The sequence below is a fragment of the Pseudomonas putida genome (assembly GCF_005080685.1).
Lineage (GTDB): Bacteria > Pseudomonadota > Gammaproteobacteria > Pseudomonadales > Pseudomonadaceae > Aquipseudomonas > Aquipseudomonas putida_V.
On the sequence record NZ_CP039371.1, the window covers coordinates 655,805 to 676,051 of the forward strand.

Below are 20,247 nucleotides of genomic sequence, written 5' to 3' on the forward strand. Positions count from 1 at the left end.
ATATTCACTATCGATTGGCGGTAAAGCGCATTAACTTTCTAAACATTCCTCGCCCATGGGCAACAGCACATGCAGGCAAAGGCCGGGATGAGCGTTACTGGCCCATAGCCGGCCGCCTTGCAGTTCGATGGCGCGTCGGGCGATCGCCAGGCCCAGGCCGAAGCCTGCGCCGCTGTCGGCAAGACGCTGATACGGCTTGAAGATGCGTTCGAGGTCCGCTTGCGGCACGCCGGGGCCCTGGTCGCTCAGGCGCAGGTGCCAGCAGTCGCCTTCACGCCAGCCGTCGAGGCGCACCCGGCCCTGCTCCGGAGAGTGGCGGATGGCATTGCGCATGAGGTTTTCCATGGCCTGGGCCAGGCTGTCCAGATGCACCTGCACGACGCAGTCGGTGCCGAGCGAGCAGGGCAGGCGTGCACGGTCCCAGCCGCTTTCGAAGCAGATGTCCTGACACAGCGCCTCCCATACCGACACCATCAGCACCGGTTCGGTGGTCAGCCGCGGTTGCTCGGTGTCCATCCAGGCAAGGTCCAGGGTGTCCTCGAGCAGCTTCTGCATGTCGTTGACCTCGCGGTCCAGGCGCTCGCGCAATTGCACGGGTGGCAGGTCGCTGTCATGGGCGATGCGCAACCGCGCCAGCGGCGTGCGCAGTTCATGGGACAGCGTGCGCAGTAAAAGGCGTTGCTGCTCGAGGCTCTGGCGCAGGCGCCCGGCCATGTGCTCGAAGGCTAGCGCCAGTTCGCCCAGTTCATCGCGGCGTTCCTGCAGGAGCAGGCTTGGGTTGTCCAGATCGTCGGCGCGCAGGGCGTCGGCGCGATCGCGCAGGCGGTTCAGTGGCACCACGAGATGGCGATACAACGCCAGGCCCAGCAGCAGCGCGAGCAGGGTCGGGGCGACGCCGTGGGTGATGACGTGGGTCCAGGGCGTCAGGCCGGTGGGCAGCAGGCGTTCGGGCAGTTGCATCACCAGCCGGCCTTGCTCGGGGTGATCAGGGAACTCGATGCTGACGTAGGGCAGTTCGTCGCGCAGGCGGCGGCTCATCGGCCAGTTGAGCTTGCGCATGAACGTCAGGTGGCCGGCTTCCTCGGCGCTCAGTGGCGTGGTGCCGAGGCTTTGCAAGTATGGCCCGAGCACTACCGCCCAGGTGTCCTCGGCCTGCTCCAGGCTTCTGCGAAAGGCCTCGGCGCCCGCCGCGCCGCCCTGATTCCAGGCCTGTTCGGCTTGCTGGGCATAGCGTGCGAGGTAGTCCTGGTCGGCCTGGGAGAGGAAATAGCTCTTGCGCTCGACCGACAGCCCCCAGGTCCAGATCAGCCAGGTCAGCAGCAGGCAGAAGCCGACCTGCAGCATGGCCAGTTTCCACAGCAGGGGGTGGCGGCGCATCAGGGTTGCTCCGTGTCGACCAGGATGTAGCCCTGGCCACGCACGGCCTGGATCTGCAGGTGCTGCGCATCGATATCGGCAAGCTTGCGGCGCAGGTTGCAGACGTGCACGTCGAGGCCGCGATCCAGTCGGGTGTAGGCCCGGTGCAGCACCGTTTGATACAGGAAGGCCTTGCTCTGGGCTTCGCCGGGGTGAGCGCAAAGCGTGGCCAGCAAGCGAAATTCCGACGCCGTGAGGCCAGCGGCCTTGCCGTGGTGAACGACATCCTGGCGGTCCTGGTCGAGCAGCAGCTTTCCGGCTCCGCTGTGCACGACTGTGCCACGGTCGAAGGCCACCCGCCGCAACAGCGCATCGACCCTGGCATCCAGCTCCGCCAGGCTGAACGGCTTGGGCAGGTAGTCGTCCGCCCCGCGGGTGAAGCCGCTGATGCGGTCCTGCTCGGCACCCAGCGCCGACATCAGCATCACCGGCACGGCCTGCTGGCGACGCAGTTCGTCAAGCAGGCTGAGGCCATCGATACCGGGCAGCATGATATCCAGCAGTACCAGGTCGAAGCGCGAACGCTGGATCGCGGCCATGGCCTGGGTGCCGCTGGCGCAGGCGTGAACCTGGAAATCGCGGCTGAGGAAATGGCGTTCGAGGTCCTGGCGCAGGCGCGGGTCGTCTTCGGCAAGCAGCAGAGATGTGGGCACGATGAACCTTGAATGAGAATTTGTATCAGTTACATCATCCCATTGTGAGCCGCCCAAGGGCAATCCTCGCGCGTGGACTGCTCGGACCCGACCCTGCGCGGGCATGTGTTAAGAAGGTTAATCCTGCTGCACCCCTGCTTGCCCTCGGGTATCGTTCGCAAAAAGCAACTGGTTTCGTTTGCGATTGACTGTCATTTAGGTGGCTGAGGCCACTGGTCCCTTCTCCTTGCCCATCGTCTGTATCGACCATGTCGCGGGAGGCGGCTGCCCGCAAGAAAGGGGTTCGAGCCCCTCGGCGCGGTGCAAGCGAATCGGCTGCTGTCCTGTCCACTGCAAATCCAACTGAAAGGTGTGTCATGAGCGGTATCAAAGGTGTGGGGAGCTCGCGTCGGGTTCGGGGCTGGCTGGTACTGGGGCTGCTGGCGCCGTTTTCGTTGTCGGCACTGGCTGAAACGGTTGCGACCGAGGCTGCGCAAGCGGATGGCTCGCTCGATTTGCCGGCGCTGACCATCGAAGGCAACCGCCTGTACGACATGCTGCCGTCGGAGCAGACCGGTGGCTACAGCGTCGACGCTGCCACCGTGGGCACCAAGACCCCTGCCGCGCTCAAGGACATCCCGCAGTCGATCACCGTCTACACCCAGGACTACGTCAAGGACCGCCAGTTCGTGCACCTCGATGACCTGGCCAAGTACACCGCCGGCCTGCGCACCCTGACCAACGACAGCGGCCGCTCGTCGATCTACGCCCGTGGTTATGAGTACAGCGAATTCAACATCGACGGCCTGCCGGCGCCCATGGCCAGCATCTTCGGTACCGTACCCTCGCTGGCAGCCTTCGACCGCGTCGAGATCATGCGCGGCCCGGCGGGCCTGTTCAGCAGCACCAGCGAGCTGGGCGGCATCGTCAACATGGTGCGCAAGCGCCCGACCGCCGAGTTCCAGGGGCACATCGAAGGCAGCTACGGCACCTGGGACACCAACCATCAGGAAATCGACCTGAGCGGACCGTTGGACGAGGCAGGCCGTGTGCGCGGGCGTTTCGTCGCCTCGCGTGACGACACCAACGGCGAAGTGGACTACAACGCCAACACCAGCAACAGCTACTACGGTGCGCTGGACATCGACCTGGATGACGACACCTTGCTGTCGTTCGGCCTGATCCACGAAGTGAAGAACATCACCCCGCACAATGGCTACCCGGCTACGCTGTCCGGTGAAGTGCCCGACTTCAGTCACTCCAAATTCCTCGGTGCCGACTGGAACTACTTCGACGGTAAGACCACCGACCTGGTTGCCGAGCTGACCCACCGTTTCGACAATGGTGGCTACGGCCGGATCGCAGCTCGCGGCTCGCACCGCGACACCAACTACCTGTACGCCTTCACCGCGACCAACGCCAAGACCGGTGCCAATTCGCTGCGGGCCAGTGCGCGGGACTTCACCCAGGACACCTACTCGCTGGACGCCAGCTACAGCCAGCCGTTCGAAACCTTCGGCCAGGTCAGCGAGTTCGTGGTCGGCACCGACTACAAGAACTACGACACCGAATACCTCAATGGCGCCACCACCCTGGGCACCATCGACGTCAACAGCTACTCGCCGACCCAGTTCGCCAAGCCGTCGCCGAACTACAGCACCGAGACCGGTTCGCAGGAAGAGGAATACGGGCTGTACTCCAAGGTCACCTTCCGCCCGGTCGAGCGCCTGGCATTGATCGCTGGTGGCCGATTCAGCTGGTATCGCGGTGACTTCTACACCACCACCCTGAGCAGCGGCTCAACCACCGAAGACGACAAGCGCGTCGACGGCCGCTTCACCCCGTATGGCGGCGTGGTCTACGACCTCACCGACACCCATGCGCTGTACGCCAGCTACTCCCAGGTGTTCAAGCCGCAGTCCGACACCGACGTCAATGGCCGGGTCCTCAAGCCGCGCCAGGGCGAGCAGTATGAATTCGGCCTGAAGAGCAGCTACTTCGGTGGCGACCTCAATACCCGCTTCTCGGTCTTCCGCCTGACTGACAAGAACCGCGCCACTACCGTCTACGACGCTGACGGCGTGGCGACCACCGACTCCGTCGCGTCCGGCAAGACCCGGGTCAAGGGCGCCGAAGTCGAAGTCAGCGGCAAGCTGGCGCAGAACTGGGAAGTGCTGGCCGGCTACACCTGGATGCAGACCGACACGGTCAAGGGCGATGCCGAGACCACGTTCTTCATCATGCCGCGCAACCAGGCTTCGCTGTGGACCAAGTACACCATCGACCAGGGCCCGCTGAACGGCCTGGCCATCGGCGGCGGCGTCTCGGCGATGAGCAACTTCTACGCCGAGAACGGCGGCGTGCGCATCGATGCGCCGGGGTATGCCACCGTCGACGCGATGTTGTCCTACCCGGTCACCGACAAACTCACCGCCACCTTCAACGTCAACAACCTGTTCGACCGGGATTACCTGTCGCGGGTGGGCTCGACCTCGACCTTCAACTTCTACGGCCCTTCGCGCAGCATGATGGTCGGTGCCCGCTACGATTTCTGAGCCGCGCCCGTCGCTGTGTGCGTGGTCAGCACAAGTGTTAACCCGTGCACAGTCCGCGCATCTGGCGTTGTGCTCGACGGCCTTTTTGTTGTGAATAGCGACCTGCCAGCTTGGCAGGTCGATACTCGGCCACTTCAATACAGGCCTTTCAACCGGGACGATACCCATGACCACTCCTGAAAACCCGGACTCGCTGTCCAACCTCAGCGGCTCGCTCAGCGCCGAATACGATCAATCCCGCGCGGCCCAGCGCGACCGCGTGATCGCCGAACTCAAGCAGATGATCGAGCGTGTACCCGAACAGACCGAATTCACCAACTCGCGCCGTTACAAGGTGTGGGGGCCGGTGATGCTGCTGGTGTCGTTGGGGATGCTTGCCCTGGCCTTCAACATGGGCAAGACCGGCATGATCGTGGCGGCCATCTTCTTGGCGGTCATCTCGGCTGCGGTGAGCTGGCAGCATCGCAATGCCGGCACCCATGTGTTCATGCGCCTGACCCGCCGCCAGCTGTTCGTCGACACCCTGGATACGCCGGTCGATATGGCCCAGGTCGAGGATGTCGGCATCAAGGATGAGGGGCTGGTAACGATGCAGACGCTGAACATGAGTGACGAAGCGGTACTGCCCGATCATCGCGTCGCCAGGTTGCAGTTCTTCGGCAACCAGACGATGGTGATTCGAAAGCCTCGTCTGCAATTGCGCATCATGTCCGCGGGCCTGGCGGTCGGCGGGCGCAAGCTGGACAACGAGGAAGTGCTCGCACTGCTGGCCGCCTATCGCGACGCAGCGCATGCCCAACGCCAGCTGGAGGCCCTGCAGGCCAATGGATGACCGCGAGCGCGAGGCGCACCTGGAGTATCTCCAGGCTTGCGCCGACGGGCCGAGCGAGTCGCTGGAGATTCACGAAAGTTCGCTCGGCAAGGCGCTGGTGTGTGCATTGCTGGCATTGCTGTTAGCTGCGGTTGGCCTATGGCTGGCCACTTTGCCGCTGGTCTTCGGCCCGCACACTCCGCTGCCGGTGAAATGGCTGCTGTGGGGGTGCGGCCTGCCGCTGCTGGCGCTGGGTCTGGCCGGCTTGGCATTGGCCGAGGCGCTGCGCCGCCGCCACGGCAAGCGGGTGCTGGGCGTGACCCCCGAGACGATCTGCTTTGCCAATTCCCCCGTGCCTTTACCCTGGCATACCTTCGATGCGTTCGACATCGACCAGCGACGCCTGAGTACCTTGCTGGTGTTTTCGGTCTCGGCGTTCAGCCGTGCCCCAACGTTGCAGCCCGCATGCTTCAAGTCGCTGGTGGCCCCGGATGCCGTGGCGCTGGCCGGCGGTCTGCGACTCAAGGTGTGGGTGTGCACACCGACCCTGGCGGGTAGGGCGCTGCAGCTCGATGAACTGACCGGCCTGTTGTATGCCTACCTTGAAGCCGCGCAGGCGCGACGCACGTTGGGGCAGTTGTTCCCGGGCGTGGAGCGGCTGGGCACGTAAGCGTGCCCCGTGCTGAGCGGCGAGAATGTTGCAGGCATTAAAAAGCCGGCTTGTGGCCGGCTTCTCGGGGACGCTCTTGGCTAATTTTTGGTAAGCCGCAACCGCCTTAAACGTGTGGCCATCAAGGGCCGAATAGTGATGGCAAACGGCCGTGTGGGACGTTGCCGAGCCCTCTGGATCGCGGCTTGCGCCGGTCGGGGCTGGTGTGCCGCGTAGCATACAAGGGCCGGCGCCGTATGCCCAGTAAAAATTGCCATCAGCGCGATGCGCCAGGCCGCTGCCCACGAAAATGCGACCAGTGGAACACCCAGCCGAGGATTTGCAGGCCTTGCGCGCGTCGCTGCGCCCGGGTGTAACGCTCGGGCGCGTGCTGCTCGCGGTCGTGGCTGTGCAGGCACAAGGTGCCGTACTGGCCCAGGCTGAGGTTGTTCACCCTGAGCACGCCATCGTGGAGCAGGGCGTAGGTTTCGCCGTCGATCACCTGGGTCAGGCTGCAGTCGATGGCGACGATGGCGCCCTTTGGTATCAGCGGGGCCATGTTGCTGTCGGACATGGCCACGCAGATGGCCGCCTCACTGGGGATGCCAAGGGTCTGCAGCGCCTGGGCGGGCAGTGGCAGGTAGTTGCCCGGTACAGGCACCAGCTTGCCCTCGTGCGGCGCGTGCAGCGGCACCTGCTGCATATAGCCACTTTGGGCGCCGAGCAGCGTCGGCGCATCGACCGGCTGCGACGCGGACAGGTCACTGCGCAGGAGCGGTGCGGGATGCTTGGGGCCTTCGCCGCTCTGCAGCCAGCGGCGGTTGACGCAAAACACCTCGGCCAATTCGTCGAGGCGTGCAAGCGGAATGCCGCGCTTGTACCAGTTGTTGACGTGCTGCGGCGAGACACCACGCTGCGCAGCGAATTCGGAAGAGGTCAGGCCATACTCCTGGAGGAGAGCCTTGAGGCGTTCACCGGATATGTTCATGGACCGAGTGTAACGTCGGCATATGAGCAGGGAAATGAACGTGATGTTGATACGAATGCGAGGAAAATGGGCATTTTGTAGGACGAGTGCCTAGGACGCATCAGGACGCTCTACCATGCATACCCGCAGATACCCATAAAAAAACCCCGCCTGGGCGGGGTTTTTTTGGCAACCGGTATCAGCCTTTGTAGGCAGCGACCGATTTGGTGATCGCGGCACGGGCGGCGTCGGCGCCTTCCCAGCCTTCGATCTTGACCCACTTGCCCTTCTCCAGATCCTTGTAGTTGGCGAAGAAGTGCTCGATCTGCTGGATCAGCAGAGCAGGCAGGTCGGTGTATTCCTTCACGTCGACGTACAGCTGCGACAGCTTGTCGTGCGGGACTGCGATGACCTTGGCGTCGCCGCCGCCGTCGTCGGTCATGTTCAGCACGCCGACCGGGCGAGCACGAATCACCGAGCCTGGGGCGACTGGGTACGGGGTGACGACCAGCACGTCCAGCGGATCACCGTCGTCGGCCAGGGTGTTGGGGATGAAACCGTAGTTGGCTGGGTAGAACATCGGGGTAGCCATGAAACGGTCGACGAACAGGGTGTCGCTGCCCTTGTCGATTTCGTACTTGATCGGCGCGTGGTTGGCCGGGATCTCGATGGCGACGTAGATGTCGTTCGGCAGGTCTTTGCCAGCCGGAATCTTGCTGTAGCTCATTGGGCTATGCCCCCGTGTTTGTTCAAAAAGTGGCGGCGATTATAGACACATTCCACTCGGGGCTGCCACGCCCAGCCGGATGCGCGGGCGCATCAGGCGTGGCTTTCGCGGTAGTCCGGGTGTTCGGCCTGCAAACGCTGCAGGCGTTCGAGCGGCGCTTGGCGGTAGAACAGCGCGAGCTGGGCGTACACCTGTGGATAAGCCTGCTGCAACAGGTCGGGCGCACTGAAGAAGTACTCGCTGGTAACGGCGAAGAACTCCGCCGGGTTTTCCGCGGCATAGGGATCGATGGCGGTTTCGGCGTCCGGGTTGGCGTCGAGTTGGCGGTTGAGGTCGTCGTAGGCCTGCTGCATCGCCCTGGCCCAGGTCTCGACGTGCATATCGCGGTGCAGGGGCGGCAGGCCATTGGCGTCGCCGTTGAGCATGTCGAGCTTGTGCGCCAGTTCGTGGATCACCAGGTTGTAGGCATCCCAGCCGCCGCTGGCCAGTACGCCATGCCAGGCCAGGATCACCGGCCCCTGCTGCCAGGCCTCGCCGCTGTGCTCACCGTCCCAGACATGCTCTACGCCGCTGGCGTCGCGGTGGCGTTGCGGGCTCTTGAAGTCGTCGGGGTAGAGGATGATCTCGTGGAAGCCCTGGTACCAGTTCAACTCGCCCAGGTGCATCAGCGGCAGTTGTGCCTGGGCGGCGAGGTACAAGCGCTGTTCGTCGTCCAGTTCCACCCCGGGCAGGGTGGTCAGGTGCTTGTCGTGCAGGAACAGGATGCACGCCTCGCGCAGCCAGCGGTCTTCAGCCTGGCTGATGCCATCGAGCATGGGCAGGCGTTCGCGGATCACCTGCCATAGCCCTGGGTCGATCGGGTAGCGCGCCAGGGTGCGCTTGCGCCGCCAGGCGCTCAACGACCACATGGAGCGATCAGTGAGCCTTGGCCGTGCGGCCCAGGCGCCCGCGCAGCAGGCCGAGGATCATCGGCACCAGCGACAGGACGATGATGCCCAGCACCATCAGCGACAGGTGCTGCTTGATGAACGGCACGTTGCCGAAGAAGTAGCCCAGGGTCACCAGGCCGCCCACCCACAGCAGCGAACCGGCCACGCTGAAGCCCAGGAAGCGCGGGTAGTGCATGTGCGCGATGCCGGCGACGAAGGGCGCGAAGGTACGCAGGATCGGCAGGAAACGCGCCATGGTCACGGTCTTGCCGCCATGGCGCTCGTAGAAATCGTGGGTTCGCTGCAGGTAGTCGCGGCGGAAGATCTTCGAATTGGGGTTGTTGAACAAGCGTTCACCCACGGTGCGGCCGATCACGTAGTTGGTACTGTCGCCGAGGATTGCCGCGGCCATCAGCAGGCCGGCCAGCAATACCGGGTCCATGCCGCCACCGGCAGCCACGGCGCCGGCGATGAACAGCAACGAATCGCCCGGCAGGAAGGGCATCACCACCAGGCCGGTCTCGCAGAAGATCACGGTGAAGAGGATGGCGTAGATCCAGGGGCCGTAGTTGGTGACCAGCAGGTCGAGGTAGGTATCGAGATGCAGGATAAGGTCCAGCGGGTTGAAATCCATGTACAGCACCTGTGTTCTTGACCCGAGACTACGGGCACGCGATGACGGACGACGCCCAGGATGTAGGGTTTTTTAACCTACGGGTGGGTAAATTTCTTTATGTCAGGAAAGGGCATTATACGGCGATGTGGGGATCGTGCCCGGAGAGTTTGTAGCTGGGGGTTACTGGGGGGCTGAACCGGCCGCATCGCCGGCAAGCCGGCTCCTACACCAATCGAGGCGCTCTGGGGTACCGGTAGGAGCCGGCTTGCCGGCGATGCGCTCAATCGGAATTGATCGGCAACACGTAGTTCTCGAACTCGGTGTCCTTGCGAAATCCGATGGATTCGTAGGTCTTGCGCGCCACCTCGTTGCTCGCACTGGTCGACACCCGCATGCGCACCGCATGGGTGTCCTTGGCCATCTTGCGCGCCTCGCGCATCAGATGGTCGGCCACCAGCATGCGCCGCGAATCCTCGGCCACGTAGATGTCGTTGAGAATCCACACGCGCTTGAGCGACAGCGACGAAAAACTCGGGTAAAGCTGGCAAAAACCGAGCAACTTGCCATCGTCGTCGTCCGGCAGCGCCAGGTAGATCACCGACTCGTCGCGCTTGAGGCGTTTTTCCAGAAAGGTTCGCGAACTGTCCGGGTAGGGCAGTTCCCCATAAAACTCGCGATATTTGACGAACAGCGGGGTCAGCAGGTCGAGGTGTTCCAGGGTTGCCTTGATGATGCGCATGTGCGGCCCTCAGAGTCCATTTGGAAAAACGGCGGAATGCCAGCAGCGTTCAGGGCCATGCTGCCCCAATGCGCGTCGCCAGCACAATCCGCCTTCCGTGACATGTTCTTTACCCTTCGTCGAGGAGGAAGTTTCCTTTTTTACTGTTGGTGTTTTCGCTGTCGATGCTGTGCAGCTCGGCCTCGTCCTTCAGGTTCACTCCCGAAAGCTGCCGCCGGCAGGCCTCCCGCATCAGGTACAGCAGTCGGTGTGCGGCCATGCCATAGCTCAGGCCCTCCAGGCGCACGTTGGAGATGCAGTTGCGGTAGGCGTCCGTCAGGCCGACCTTGGGCGCGTAGGTGAAGTACAGGCCCAGGCTGTCGGGCGAGCTGAGCCCAGGGCGTTCGCCGATCAGCATCACCGTCATGCGGGCGCCGAGCAGTTCACCGATTTCATCGGCGACGGCCACCCGGCCTTGCTGCACCAGGAGTACCGGCGCACTGCGCCAGCCATCGGCGGCGGCCTGTTCCTCAAAGCGCGCCAGCAACGGCAAGGTGTGGCGATGTACCGCCAAGGCAGAGAGCCCGTCTGCCACGACGATGGCCAGGTCGACGCCACCCGGGTTGGCCCGGGCGTGCTCGCGCAACAGTTGCGCCGAGTCCTCGTGCAGGCGTCGGCCCAGGTCGGGGCGTTGCAGGTATTGATGGCGGTCGCTGGCGGCGCTGTGCAGCACCAGGCTGTCGCGACCGTGCGCCTTGAGTTGCTCGGCCAGGGTCGCGTGGTCGAAGGCCAGGTGCACGGCATCGCGGGCCTGGGCATGGGCGAACTGGAAGTCCAACTGCGCCCCGGTGGGCAGGCTGGTGCCGCTGCGGCCCAGGGCGATGCGCGCCGGGGTAAGGTTGCGCAGGGCCAGCCAGGGGTTGGCCGGGGAGGGCGTGCGAGGGTCCATGGTCATGTCCTATGCAAGCTGCGCCAGGGCCTGGCGGAAGGCCGGCGGCAGGTTGTCGCCAAAGCGTACTCGGCCATCGGCCTGGGTGAAGATGCCGGTGCGCTCCAGCCATGCCTCGAATTCCGGGCCGGGGCGCAGGCCCAGGGTCTGGCGTGCGTACAGCGCGTCATGGAACGAAGTGGTCTGGTAGTTGAGCATGATGTCGTCGGAGCCCGGGATACCCATGATGAAGTTGATCCCGGCAACACCGAGCAGGGTCAACAGGGTGTCCATGTCGTCCTGGTCGGCTTCTGCATGGTTGGTGTAGCAGATGTCGCAGCCCATCGGTACGCCCAGCAGCTTGCCGCAGAAGTGGTCCTCCAGCCCGGCGCGGATGATCTGCTTGCCGTTGTACAGGTATTCCGGGCCGATGAAACCGACCACGGTGTTGACCAGGAACGGCTTGAAATGCCGGGCCACGGCATAGGCGCGGGCCTCGCAGGTCTGCTGGTCGATGCCATGGTGGGCGTTGGCCGATAGCGCGCTGCCTTGGCCGGTCTCGAAATACATGAGGTTCTGCCCAAGGCTGCCGCGCTGCAGCGACAGCCCTGCCTCATAGCCTTCCTGCAGCACGTTGAGGTTGACGCCGAAGCCGGCATTGGCCGCTTCGGTGCCGGCAATCGACTGGAACACCAGGTCCAAGGGTACGCCGCGTTCGATGGCGGCGATGGACGTGGTTACGTGGGTGAGCACGCAGGCCTGGGTGGGGATGTCGTAGCGCTGGATGATCGCGTCGAGCATCTCCAGCAGGGCGCAGATCGAGGCGATGCTGTCGGTGGCCGGGTTGATGCCGATCATCGCGTCGCCGTTGCCGTACAACAGGCCGTCAAGAATGCTCGCGGCGATCCCCGCCGGCTCGTCGGTCGGGTGGTTGGGTTGCAGGCGGGTCGACAGGCGCCCGCGCAGGCCCATGGTGCCGCGAAAGCGGGTGACCACGCGAATCTTCTGCGCCACCAGCACCAGGTCTTGCACGCGCATGATCTTCGACACGGCAGCCGCCATTTCCGGGGTCAGCCCCGGGGCCAGGGCGCGCAGGCTGTCTTCGTTGGCCGCATCGCTCAGCAGCCAGTCGCGCAGGCCGCCGACGGTCAGCTGGCTGACGGCGGCAAACGCCTGTACATCGTGGCTGTCGACGATAAGCCGGGTGACTTCGTCTTGCTCGTAGGGGATCAGCGCTTCGTTGAGGAAGTGGCGCAGGGGGATATCGGCCAGTGCCATCTGAGCGGCCACCCGTTCGCCATCGTTGCTGGCGGCGATGCCGGCCAGATAGTCGCCGGAGCGCGCCGGGCTGGCCTTGGCCATGACTTCCCGGAGGCTGTCGAAGCGGTAGACCAGGTTGCCCACCGTGTGTTTGATGCTTGCCATACAGAATCTCCAGAGCGCCGCGGGCCAGGCCCGCGGCGGGTGTCGGCGATCAGTGCAGGGCCTCTTCGGCCTGCTGGATCGCGGCGAATTCCTCTTCCGGCGTACCCGCTACCAGGTGGTGGCGGCTGTAGAAAGCAAAGTAGGCAATTAATACCCCATAGATCACCGCGGCGCCAATCACCACCCGCGGATCGACCAGGAAGCCCGCCACCACGGCGATGCACGCCAGTACCAGAGCCACGCCCGAGGTCACGATGCCGCCCGGGGTGCGATAGGGGCGCTCCATCTTCGGCCGGCGGATGCGCAGGGTGATGTGCGCGGCCATCATCAGCACGTACGACAGGGTCGCGCCGAACACCGCGACCAGGATCAGCAGGTCGCCTTGGCCGGTCAGCGACAGTGCGAAACCGATGATGCCGGGAATCACCAGGGCCAGTACCGGTGCCTTGCTCTTGTTGGTTTCCGAGAGCTTGCGTGGCAGGTAGCCGGCGCGCGACAGGGCGAAGATCTGCCGCGAGTAGGCGTAGATGATCGAGAAGAAGCTGGCGATCAGGCCCGCCAGGCCCACCAGGTTGACGAAGCTGCCCATCCAGGTGCTGCCACCGTAGGCCTTGGACAGGGCCTCGACCAGCGGGTTGCCGGATGCCTTCAGCGCTTCGGAGCCCGCACCACCAGGGCCGACCACCAGGATCAGCAGGGCGAACGCCAGCAGTACCAGCATCGCGCCGATCAGGCCGCGCGGCAGGTCGCGTTTCGGGTTCTTGGTTTCCTCGGCGGCCAGCGGCACGCCTTCGACGGCGAGGAAGAACCAGATGGCGTAGGGGATTGCCGCCCACACGCCGACATAGCCGAACGGCAGGAAGCTGCTGGCCCCGACCGCATCGGTCTTGGCGATATCGAACAGGTTGGCTGCATCAAAATGGGGCACCATGCCCACAAGGAAGACGGCCAGGGCGATGGCGGCGATGGCGGTGATGATGAACATCAGCTTCAGCGCTTCGCCCACGCCGAAGATGTGGATGCCGATGAAGACGATGTAGAACGCCAGGTAGATCATCCAGCCGCCGATGCCGAACAGCGACTCGCAATAGGCGCCGATGAACACGGCGATGGCGGCGGGCGCGATGGCGTACTCGATGAGGATCGCGGTGCCGGTGAGAAAGCCGCCCCAGGGGCCGAATGCGCTGCGGGCGAAACCGTAGCCGCCACCGGCGGTAGGGATCATCGAGGACAGCTCGGCCAACGAGAAGCACATGCACAGGTACATGGTGGCCATCAGCAGGGTCGCCAGGAACATGCCGCCCCAGCCGCCCTGGGCCAGGCCGAAGTTCCAGCCGGCGTAGTCGCCGGAGATGACGTAGGCCACGCCCAGGCCGACCAGCAGCACCCAGCCGGCGGCGCCTTTTTTCAATTCGCGTTGCTGGAAGTAGTCGGAACCGACCTTTTCGAAATCGACGGAAGAACCAGCCGGCGTGCCGGCGGAATGATCGCTTGGCATGGATTCACCTGTTGTTTTTCTTTGGGGGCCGGAGGGGTTCCGGGCCGATGGTGATCGAGACTGCAGGAAGCGGGCCAGAGCGGTTCGTGCACGGGAACCGCACGGCAATGGAGCCTGTCAATGGCGGCCTTTTCGCGGGCAAGCCCGCTCCCACAGGTGATGTGCCATGTTCAAGGCCGGCACGGGACCTGTGAGAGCGGGCTTGCCCGCGAATGCCGCAACGTGGTTTAGAAGAAGCCCAGCGGATTGATGTCGTAGCTCACCAGCAGATTCTTGGTCTGCTGGTAGTGGTCGAGCATCATCTTGTGGGTTTCCCGGCCGACGCCGGATTTCTTGTAGCCACCGAACGCGGCATGCGCCGGGTACAGGTGGTAGCAGTTGGTCCACACACGACCGGCCTTGATCCCCCGGCCCATGCGGTAGGCGCGGTTGATGTCGCGGGTCCACACCCCGGCCCCCAGGCCGAACTCGGTGTCGTTGGCAATGGCCAGGGCTTCGGCTTCGTCCTTGAAGGTGGTGACGCTGACCACCGGGCCGAAGATTTCTTCCTGGAACACGCGCATCTTGTTGTTGCCCTTGAGCAGGGTCGGCTGGATGTAGTAACCGGTGGCCAGCGCGCCTTCGAGCTTCTCGACCTTGCCGCCGGTCAGCAGCTCGGCGCCTTCCTTCTCGGCGATTTCCAGGTACGAGAGGATCTTCTCGAACTGCTGCTGCGAGGCCTGCGCACCGACCATGGTGTCGGTGTCCAGCGGATCGCCACGCTTGATCTGCTGCACCTTCTTCATCACCGCTTCCATGAACTGCGGGTAGATCGACTCCTGCACCAGTGCCCGCGATGGGCAGGTGCAGACCTCGCCCTGGTTGAAGAACGCCAGCACCATGCCTTCGGCCGCCTTCTCGATGAAGCTCGGCTCGGCCTGCATGATGTCTTCGAAGTAGATGTTCGGCGACTTGCCGCCCAGCTCGACGGTGGACGGGATGATGTTCTCGGCGGCGCATTTCATGATGTGCGAGCCGACCGGGGTGGAGCCGGTGAAGGCGATCTTGGCGATGCGCTTGCTGGTGGCCAGCGCTTCGCCGGCCTCGCGACCATAGCCCTGGACGATGTTGAGCACGCCCTTGGGCAGCAGGTCGCCGATCAGCTCGACCAGTACGCTGATGCCCAGTGGCGTCTGCTCGGCGGGCTTTAGCACCACGCAGTTGCCGGCGGCCAGGGCCGGGGCGAGTTTCCAGGCGGCCATCAGGATCGGGAAGTTCCAGGGGATGATCTGCCCGACCACGCCCAGCGGTTCGTGGATATGGTAGGCCACCGTGCCTTCGTTGATTTCTGCAGCGCCACCTTCCTGGGCGCGGATGCAGCCGGCGAAGTAGCGGAAGTGGTCCACGGCCAGGGGAATGTCGGCGTTGAGGGTTTCACGCACTGGCTTGCCGTTGTCCCAGGTTTCGGTGATGGCCAGGAGCTCGAGGTTCTGTTCGATGCGATCGGCGATTTTCAGCAGCACGTTGGAGCGGTCCTGCACCGAAGTGCGGCCCCAGGCATCGGCGGCTGCGTGGGCGGCGTCGAGCGCCTTGTCGATGTCTTCGGCAGTGGAACGGGGGAATTCGGCGATCAGTTTGCCATTCACCGGGGAGGTATTCTCGAAGTACTGCCCCTTGACCGGAGCTACGAACTCGCCACCGATGTAGTTGCCGTAGCGGCTCTTGAAGGAAACCTTCGCGCCCTCGGTACCGGGATGTGCGTAACGCATGGTGTGTCTCCTGGCTATTGTGTGTTTTGTTGCGGAGTTCAAAAGCGTAGAGCAAAGCCCGGGCCAGCGTGGCGACCCCTAGTGCAATCAATGACTTGGGCAATTGCGCAGCGTCGGAGCAGGGCGCCTTGTGCCAGACCTGGCGCAACAGGGAGTGACACTTTGTACCGTTGGTGAGACGCCTGCGGCGCTTGCATTGCAAAGCCCGCTCGGGTGGAGGATGCTGGCGTGAAGTCTCTATCTGCGGAGCACAACAACAAATGCAGAGCAACGATCTCAGCCGCCATGCCCGGCAGGTACATACCGTCGCCCGGGCGCGGCCACAGGTGACCCTTCCATTGCCCGCTCCTGGCTGCGTTGCCTGGAGGACTACCACCTCGACCCGGCACGGGCCCAGGCGCCGCTGGTGCTGGAGCATCAGCGCCTGCTGGAGAGCCGCGAGGGCCTGCGCCAGGTGCTGGAAATCGCCGGTGGCGAGATGAACAGCCTGCACCAGCAACTCTCTGGAGCCGGTCATGCGGTGCTGCTAACCGACGCTCGCGGGGTGATCCTCAACTGCGTCACCGCGCCCACTGAGCGGCGCGTGTTCGAGCGGGCGGGGCTTTGGCTGGGCGCCGACTGGAGCGAGGCCCGCGAGGGCACCAACGGCATCGGCACCTGCCTGGTCGAGCGCCAGGCCCTGACCATCCACCAGCACGAACACTTTCGCGGTAGGCACATCGGCCTGACCTGCTCGGCCAGCCCGGTGTTCGACCCGCATGGCGAGTTGCTGGCGGTGCTCGACGTGTCGTCGGCCCGCCCGGATGTGTCGCGCCAGAGCCAGTTCCACACCATGGCGCTGGTCACCCTGTCGGCCAAGTTGATCGAAAGTGCGTACTTCCTGCGCCAGTTCGAGCGCCACTGGCTGCTGCGCTTTCACCTGCAGGCCGAGTCGCCGGGGCTGGTGGGCGAAGGCTTGCTGGCGTTCGATGGCGATGGGCGCATCTGCGCGGCCAACCAGGGTGCGCTGAACCTGCTCGGATGCTTGCGCGGCGAGGTGCTGGGGCAGGCGATGGAGGCGTTTTTCGCCTGCAGGCACGACGAGCTGTTCAGCCGCGCCATGCCTTCGGCCAGCACCGCATGGCCGCTGCGCAGCCGCGATGGCCGACAGATGTTCGCCAGCCTGCGCGGCCAGGCGCAGCGCCCGCTGTGGTCGTTGCCGGCCAGCGTGGTGCCCGCGCCGGCTCCGGGTGTATGCCTGCTGGACCCAGTGCTGCAGCGCGAGTTGCAGCGCGCCGTGCGGGTGTTCGAGCGCGATGTGCCATTGCTGCTGCGCGGTGAGACCGGCTGCGGCAAGGAGGCGTTCGCCCAGGCCGTGCACCAGGCCAGCGCCCGACGAGGCAAGCCGTTCGTGGCGGTCAACTGCGCGTCGATCCCCGAAAACCTGATCGAGAGCGAGCTGTTCGGCTATCGCGGCGGCAGCTTTACCGGGGCGCGCAAGGAAGGCATGCGCGGCAAACTGTTGCAGGCCGATGGCGGTACCTTGTTGCTGGACGAGATCGGCGACATGCCGCTGGCCTTGCAGACCCGCCTGCTGCGGGTACTGGAGGAGCGCCAGGTGGTGCCGATCGGTGGCGAACCGCAGGCGGTGGATGTGCGCATCGTCAGTGCCACCCACCGCGACTTGCTCGAGCGGGTCGAGCAGGGCAGTTTCCGCGAAGACCTGTACTACCGCCTCAACGGCCTGGAGGTGGCGTTGCCGGCGCTACGCGAGCGCAGCGACAAGGCGGCGCTGCTCGATCTGCTGCTGCGTCAGGAAGCCCAGGGCCAGGTCATCGCCATCGAGCCGCAGGCGCGGCAGGCGCTGCTGGACTTCGCCTGGCCGGGCAATGTGCGGCAGATGCGTACCGTGCTGCGCACCTTGGTGGCGTTGTGTGACGGGGCACATATCGAATTCTCGGATCTCCCCGCCATCATCAGAGTCGACGGGGCGTCTGTGGGAGCGGGCTTGTCCCGCGAAGGCGACCGTCCAGGTCATCAGGGTGGCGCGGCTGGCCTCTTCGCGGGGCAAGCCAGCTCCCACAGTTGTCGTGACATGCCTGAAGCTCTTGGGGGGCGTGAAGTGTTGCAGGATGCCGAACGCCAGGCCCTGCTGACCACCCTGGAGGCCAATCGCTGGCACCTGACCCGCGTCGCCGAGCTACTGGGCATCAGCCGCAATACCCTCTATCGAAAACTGCGCAAGCACGGCATTACCCGAGCCGCCTGAGCGAAACATCGTGTGCGATTTTCTTCGCCCTGGGCTACCCTGCCTCGAAGTTTTGCGAGGTCGACCATGCATATTCACATTCTAGGTATTTGCGGCACGTTCATGGGTTCGCTGGCGGTATTGGCCAAGGAGCTCGGCCACCGCGTCACCGGCTCCGACGCCAACGTCTATCCACCGATGAGCACCCAGCTCGAGGCCCAGGGCATCGAACTGACCCAGGGCTACGACCCGGCGCAACTGGACCCGGCGCCCGATCTGGTAGTGGTCGGCAACGCCATGTCGCGCGGCAACCCGGCAGTGGAATACGTGCTCAACAAGGGCCTGCCCTATGTGTCGGGCCCGCAGTGGCTGGCCGACCATGTGCTGCAAGGCCGCTGGGTGCTGGCCGTGGCCGGCACCCACGGCAAGACCACCACCAGCAGCATGCTGGCCTGGGTGCTGGAACATGCAGGCATGAGCCCAGGCTTCTTGATCGGCGGCGTGCCGCAGAACTTCTCGGTGTCGGCGCGCCTTGGCGGTACGCCGTTCTTCGTGGTCGAGGCAGACGAGTACGACAGCGCCTTCTTCGACAAGCGCTCGAAGTTCGTGCACTACCACCCGCGGACCGCGATCCTCAACAACCTTGAGTTCGATCATGCGGATATCTTCCCTGACCTCGCATCGATCGAGCGGCAGTTCCATCATCTGGTACGCACCATTCCCAGCGAAGGCCTGGTCATCCACCCCACCACCGAGCCTGCGTTGGAGCGGGTGATCGGCATGGGCTGCTGGACCCCGGTGCAGACCACCGGTGTGGGTGGCCAGTGGCAAGCCAAGCTGCTCAGCGCCGATGGCTCGCGCTTCGAGGTGCTGTTCGACGGTGAGTCGCAGGGCGTGGTCGACTGGGCCCTGACCGGTCAGCACAACGTCGCCAATGCCCTGGCGACCCTGGCTGCCGCTCGCCATGTGGGCGTGGTGCCGGCCATGGGTATCGACGGTTTGAGCGCCTTCAAGAGCGTCAAGCGCCGCATGGAAACAGTCGCCGAGGTCCAGGGCGTGACCATCTACGACGATTTCGCCCATCACCCGACCGCCATCGCCACGACCCTCGACGGCCTGCGCAAGCGCGTCGGCGAAGCGCCGGTGATCGCGGTGATCGAGCCCCGCTCCAACTCCATGAAGCTCGGTGCGCACCGCGATGGCCTGCCGGACAGTGTCAACGACGCCGACCAGGTGATCTGGTACGCCCCGGCCAACCTCGGTTGGGACCTGGCGGCCACGGCCGCGCAGTGCAAGGTGCCGAGCGTGGTGGCCGACAGCCTCGAAGCGATCATCGAGCGGGTCAAGGGCCAGGCGCGCCCGGGCACCCACGTGGTGATCATGAGCAACGGCGGTTTCGGCGGCCTCCACGGCAAACTGGCCGAGGCCCTGAAGTGAACGGGCCGGAACGTATCACCCTGGCCATGACCGGCGCCTCCGGGGCGCAGTATGGCCTGCGTCTGCTCGACTGCCTGGTGCGCGAAGACCGGGAGGTGCATTTCCTCGTCTCCAAGGCCGCGCAACTGGTGATGGCCACCGAAACCGACGTGGTCTTGCCAGCCAAGCCACAGGCGATGCAGGCGTTTCTGACCGAGTACACCGGCGCCGCCGACGGCCAGGTGCGGGTCTATGGCAAGGAAGACTGGATGTCGCCTGTGGCCTCGGGCTCCGGCGCTCCGGCGGCGATGGTGGTGGTGCCCTGTTCGACGGGGACGCTGTCGGCCATCGCCACCGGTGCCTGCAACAACCTGATCGAGCGCGCCGCCGACGTCACCCTCAAGGAGCGTCGGCAGTTGATCCTGGTACCGCGCGAGGCGCCGCTCTCGACCATCCACCTGGAGAACATGCTCAAGCTGTCGCAGATGGGCGCGGTGATCTTGCCGGCGGCGCCGGGTTTCTATCATCAGCCGCAGACCATCGATGACTTGGTCGATTTCGTCGTGGCGCGCATCCTCAACCTGCTGAACATTCCCCAGGACATGCTGCCGCGCTGGGGCGAGCATCACTTCGGGGTCGATGATTGAGGGGCGCATTGCTGGGGCTGCTGGGCGCGCTGGCGCTTGGCGGCTGCGCCACCGTGCGTACCCTGGACGCCAATCAGCCGGGCGCGCCGGTGGTGTATGCCGGGACCCGGCTGGACATGTATGTGATCAATGGCGGGTGCTGCCCCAAGGATCACTTCGGCGCCGAGGCACCGAAGTATCCACGCCTTGATCTGCCGGGGAGCATGCTGCTCGATACCCTGTTTCTGCCCCTGTCGTTGCTGACGGCGGCGGGCATCGGCTTTCAGGCTACCGGTGGTTTGTGAAGCCTGTCGCCGGCAAGCCGGCTCCTACAGGCGCTGTGATAGACCGGTAGGAGC

18 protein-coding genes are annotated in these 20,247 nt (G+C 64.6%); 7 read left to right on the forward strand and 11 right to left on the reverse strand.

What is annotated here, in order from left to right:
• Positions 1-30: 30 nt before the first annotated feature.
• Together E6B08_RS03190 and E6B08_RS03195 are read right to left on the reverse strand one after the other, a co-directional pair.
• Positions 31-1,377, reverse strand: coding sequence for a sensor histidine kinase (locus E6B08_RS03190; RefSeq protein WP_136912716.1), 1,347 nt, complete (start codon positions 1,375-1,377; stop codon positions 31-33).
• The gene (locus E6B08_RS03195; protein WP_136912717.1) at positions 1,377-2,069 is read right to left on the reverse strand and encodes a response regulator transcription factor; all 693 of its coding nucleotides are present in this window, start codon (positions 2,067-2,069) and stop codon (positions 1,377-1,379) included. The genes E6B08_RS03190 and E6B08_RS03195 overlap by 1 nt, the downstream gene beginning before the upstream one ends.
• A 356-nt stretch (positions 2,070-2,425) precedes the next feature.
• Here E6B08_RS03195 and E6B08_RS03200 point away from each other — a divergent pair, with 356 nt between their 5' ends.
• The 3 genes from E6B08_RS03200 (at position 2,426) to E6B08_RS03210 (ending at position 6,084) form a co-directional block, all read left to right on the forward strand.
• The gene (locus E6B08_RS03200; RefSeq protein WP_136912718.1) at positions 2,426-4,603 is read left to right on the forward strand and encodes a TonB-dependent siderophore receptor; all 2,178 of its coding nucleotides are present in this window, start codon (positions 2,426-2,428) and stop codon (positions 4,601-4,603) included.
• Positions 4,604-4,769: 166 nt separating this feature from the next.
• On the forward strand, positions 4,770-5,435 hold the full coding sequence (locus E6B08_RS03205) for a hypothetical protein (RefSeq protein WP_136912719.1): 666 nt from the start codon (positions 4,770-4,772) through the stop codon (positions 5,433-5,435).
• Positions 5,428-6,084: a hypothetical protein gene (locus tag E6B08_RS03210; RefSeq protein ID WP_192938613.1), complete on the forward strand. Its 657-nt coding sequence runs from the start codon at positions 5,428-5,430 to the stop codon at positions 6,082-6,084. The genes E6B08_RS03205 and E6B08_RS03210 overlap by 8 nt, the downstream gene beginning before the upstream one ends.
• A gap of 256 nt (positions 6,085-6,340) precedes the next feature.
• Here E6B08_RS03210 and E6B08_RS03215 read toward each other — a convergent pair whose 3' ends face one another.
• The 9 genes from E6B08_RS03215 to E6B08_RS03260 form a co-directional block, all read right to left on the reverse strand.
• Entirely contained in the window at positions 6,341-7,051 is a 711-nt protein-coding gene (locus E6B08_RS03215; RefSeq protein WP_136912721.1) for a LexA family transcriptional regulator, read from the reverse strand.
• Positions 7,052-7,229: 178 nt separating this feature from the next.
• Positions 7,230-7,757, reverse strand: a complete 528-nt coding sequence (gene ppa / locus E6B08_RS03220) for an inorganic diphosphatase (RefSeq protein ID WP_136912722.1) — start codon at positions 7,755-7,757, stop codon at positions 7,230-7,232.
• A gap of 92 nt (positions 7,758-7,849) precedes the next feature.
• Positions 7,850-8,665, reverse strand: coding sequence for a zinc-dependent peptidase (locus tag E6B08_RS03225; protein ID WP_136912723.1), 816 nt, complete (start codon positions 8,663-8,665; stop codon positions 7,850-7,852).
• Positions 8,666-8,672: 7 nt separating this feature from the next.
• Entirely contained in the window at positions 8,673-9,320 is a 648-nt protein-coding gene (locus E6B08_RS03230; protein WP_136912724.1) for a DedA family protein, read from the reverse strand.
• A gap of 262 nt (positions 9,321-9,582) precedes the next feature.
• Positions 9,583-10,041 carry a GNAT family N-acetyltransferase gene (locus E6B08_RS03235; RefSeq protein WP_136912725.1) on the reverse strand — a complete coding sequence of 153 codons (459 nt, stop codon included), beginning with the start codon at positions 10,039-10,041 and terminating at the stop codon, positions 9,583-9,585.
• Between the two features lie 109 nt (positions 10,042-10,150).
• Positions 10,151-10,969, reverse strand: a complete 819-nt coding sequence (eutC, locus tag E6B08_RS03240) for an ethanolamine ammonia-lyase subunit EutC (protein ID WP_136912726.1) — start codon at positions 10,967-10,969, stop codon at positions 10,151-10,153.
• Positions 10,970-10,978: 9 nt separating this feature from the next.
• Positions 10,979-12,373, reverse strand: a complete 1,395-nt coding sequence (locus tag E6B08_RS03245) for an ethanolamine ammonia-lyase subunit EutB (protein WP_136912727.1) — start codon at positions 12,371-12,373, stop codon at positions 10,979-10,981.
• 49 nt (positions 12,374-12,422) lie between these two features.
• Complete coding sequence (gene eat, locus E6B08_RS03250) at positions 12,423-13,871, reverse strand: ethanolamine permease (protein WP_136912728.1); 1,449 nt, start codon at positions 13,869-13,871, stop codon at positions 12,423-12,425.
• 227 nt (positions 13,872-14,098) lie between these two features.
• Positions 14,099-15,619 carry an aldehyde dehydrogenase family protein gene (locus E6B08_RS03260; RefSeq protein WP_136912729.1) on the reverse strand — a complete coding sequence of 507 codons (1,521 nt, stop codon included), beginning with the start codon at positions 15,617-15,619 and terminating at the stop codon, positions 14,099-14,101.
• 406 nt (positions 15,620-16,025) lie between these two features.
• Here E6B08_RS03260 and E6B08_RS03265 point away from each other — a divergent pair, with 406 nt between their 5' ends.
• The 4 genes from E6B08_RS03265 (at position 16,026) to E6B08_RS03280 (ending at position 20,193) form a co-directional block, all read left to right on the forward strand.
• Positions 16,026-17,867: a sigma-54-dependent Fis family transcriptional regulator gene (locus E6B08_RS03265; RefSeq protein WP_416194367.1), complete on the forward strand. Its 1,842-nt coding sequence runs from the start codon at positions 16,026-16,028 to the stop codon at positions 17,865-17,867.
• Between the two features lie 66 nt (positions 17,868-17,933).
• Entirely contained in the window at positions 17,934-19,283 is a 1,350-nt protein-coding gene (gene mpl / locus E6B08_RS03270; protein WP_136912730.1) for a UDP-N-acetylmuramate:L-alanyl-gamma-D-glutamyl-meso-diaminopimelate ligase, read from the forward strand.
• Positions 19,280-19,909 (forward strand): flavin prenyltransferase UbiX, encoded by a 630-nt coding sequence (ubiX, locus tag E6B08_RS03275; RefSeq protein ID WP_136912731.1) that lies wholly within the window; start codon positions 19,280-19,282, stop codon positions 19,907-19,909. The genes mpl and ubiX overlap by 4 nt, the downstream gene beginning before the upstream one ends.
• Entirely contained in the window at positions 19,906-20,193 is a 288-nt protein-coding gene (locus E6B08_RS03280) for a YceK/YidQ family lipoprotein (RefSeq protein ID WP_136912732.1), read from the forward strand. The genes ubiX and E6B08_RS03280 overlap by 4 nt, the downstream gene beginning before the upstream one ends.
• Positions 20,194-20,247: the final 54 nt, after the last annotated feature.